Origin of the sequence: Falsiroseomonas oryzae (assembly GCF_027856955.1) — a bacterium.
GTDB lineage: Bacteria > Pseudomonadota > Alphaproteobacteria > Acetobacterales > Acetobacteraceae > Falsiroseomonas > Falsiroseomonas oryzae.
In genome coordinates, this window is sequence record NZ_JAPSMD010000664.1 from 1 (window position 1) to 2,130 (window position 2,130).

The 2,130-nt window shown below is 75.9% G+C and carries 2 protein-coding genes; both read right to left on the reverse strand.

Annotated features, from left to right (window positions below):
* The coding region (locus OZN99_RS30315; protein ID WP_270938932.1) for an alpha-D-ribose 1-methylphosphonate 5-triphosphate diphosphatase at positions 1–1,129 on the reverse strand (1,129 nt) is incomplete at its 3' end.
* A gap of 7 nt (positions 1,130–1,136) precedes the next feature.
* A complete protein-coding gene (gene phnF, locus OZN99_RS30320; protein ID WP_270938933.1) occupies positions 1,137–1,889 on the reverse strand; it encodes a phosphonate metabolism transcriptional regulator PhnF in 753 nt (250 codons plus the stop codon).
* Positions 1,890–2,130 lie beyond the last annotated feature (241 nt).

Below are 2,130 nucleotides of genomic sequence, written 5' to 3' on the forward strand. Positions count from 1 at the left end.
GGCTGGCGCCGGCCGGCGAGAGCCAAGCGAGCCGCCCGGCGGCGAAGGTCGCGACCGGGGCGCGCGCCTCCGGGTCCACCACGACCACGTCGCCACGCAGCCCGGGCGCTAGACGGCCGCGATCGGCCAGGCCGAGCGCCGCCGCCGGGTTGCCGGACACGAGCGCCCAGGCGGCCGGCAGGTCCAGCACGCCGCGGTCCGCCAGCACGAAGGCGGCTTCCGGCAGCGACGGCCAGACATAGTCGGAGGCCAGCACGGTGACGACGCCGCGCTCCGCCAGCGGCGCCGCGGCGGACCAGCCGATATGGCTGCCGCCGCGCACCACGTTCGGCGCGCCCATCACGACATGGTCGCCCGCCGCGCGTGCGGCTTCCGCCACCGCCTCCGTCACCGGGAATTCGCAGATGGTCGCGCCCAGCGCGCGGAAGCCGGCGCGCGTCTCCGGCGTGTCGTCGTCGTGGCTGAGCATCGGGATGCCGGCGGCGCGCGCCGCGGAGGCCAGCCGGTCGCGCGCCGCCGGCACCTCCGGCCGACGCTCCCAGGCGCGCTCCGCGAGCGCGACGAAGCGCTCCGGCGGCAATCCGGCGCGGCCGGCATACTTCGCGACCTGCCTCGCGTCGCCCAGGCGCCGGATGATCGCCGGCGTGTGGTCGTTGTAGCCCAGCAGATGGACCCGGCCGGCGGCGATGTCGGCCAGCAGCTCCTCCACCGCGTCGAGGTTGTCGGCCTCGAAGCGGCAGTGGATGCGCAGGTCCAGGCCCGCTGCGTGGCGCGCCGCCTCCACCGCCGCCAGCGTGGCGCGCCAGGCCTCGATGCCGCGCAGCCCCGGCTCCCAGGAGAGGGTGACGCCGAGATAGGCCGTGGTGATGCCGGACGCGAGCAATTGCGCCGTGCTGTCGCGCAGCGCCATGGCCGGCGGGACGGCGATGCCCGGGCGCGGCTGCATCTGGCGCTCATGCGCGTCGCCATGGATGTCCACGATGCCCGGCATCACCAGAAGCCCGGCGGCGTCGAAGCGGCGCGCGCCATGCGGCGCCGCCGCTGCGATCGTCCCGACGGACAGCGCCAGGTCGGACCGCGCGAGACGGCCCTCGAGCAGCGTCTCGCCGCCCGCGATCACCCAGTCCATGCGGCCTTCAGGACTCCACGATGAGCTGCACACGCCCGGCGGCATAGCGGGCATGCGTGACATCGACCACCGCGCCCTCGGGGTCCACGTTCACCGCCTCCGTCACCAGCACCGGGCGGCTGCGCGACTGCTGCAGCAGCTCGGCCTCCTCCGGCGTGGGCAGGCGTGCGGTGACGCGGGTGACGAGGCGCCGGTAGTCCGGCACGCCACAGGCGGCCAGCGCGGCCGAGATCGAGGGGTTGTCCGCCAGCAGCGCGGCCAGTTGCGGGAAGCGCGCGGCGGGGAAATGGTGGGTGCCGAGCACCACGGGGCGGCCATCGGCCAGCGCCAGGCGCTCCGCCACGATCACCGGCCGGCCGCGGCGCAGGCCGAGCTGCTCGGCCAGCGCGGCCTCCGCCGGCATCTCCGCGATGCGCAGGATGCGGCCCTCCGGCTCGCGGTTCTCGCGGCGGATGTTCTCCGAGAAGCGGGTGCGGGGACCGAGCCGGTAGTCCAGCACGTCCTCCGCCACGAAGCTGCCGCGGCCGTGCTCGATGCGCACGAGGCCGCGGCCTTCCAGCTCCTCCATGGCGCGGCGCACGGTGTGGCGGTTGACGGAGAAACGCGCGGAGAGTTCCGCCTCGGTCGGCAGGCGGGCGCCCGGGGGGACGCGGCCGGCCGCGATCTCCGCCTCCAGCGTCTGCTGGATCTGCCGCCACAGCGCGACGCCCTCGCGCCGCGCGAGGCTGGCCGGCAGGCTGCCGGGCGCGCCGTCCGTCATGGAAACTTCAACCTTCCGGTCCCGCGGGGATGCCAGTTTCACGCTTGACCCGTAGCCTCTTGCGCGACTAGTCGTCTAGACAAATCTGGCCGCCGAGATGCCCCCGGACCCCGACCCGAACGCCGCCCGCCGACGCTGGATGGGCGTGCTGGCCCGCGCCAGCGCCGCGGAGATCGCGCAGCGCCTGGCGGCGCTGCCGGTGCCGCCGCCGCCCCATGCGCGGCTGCGCGGGCCGGAGACG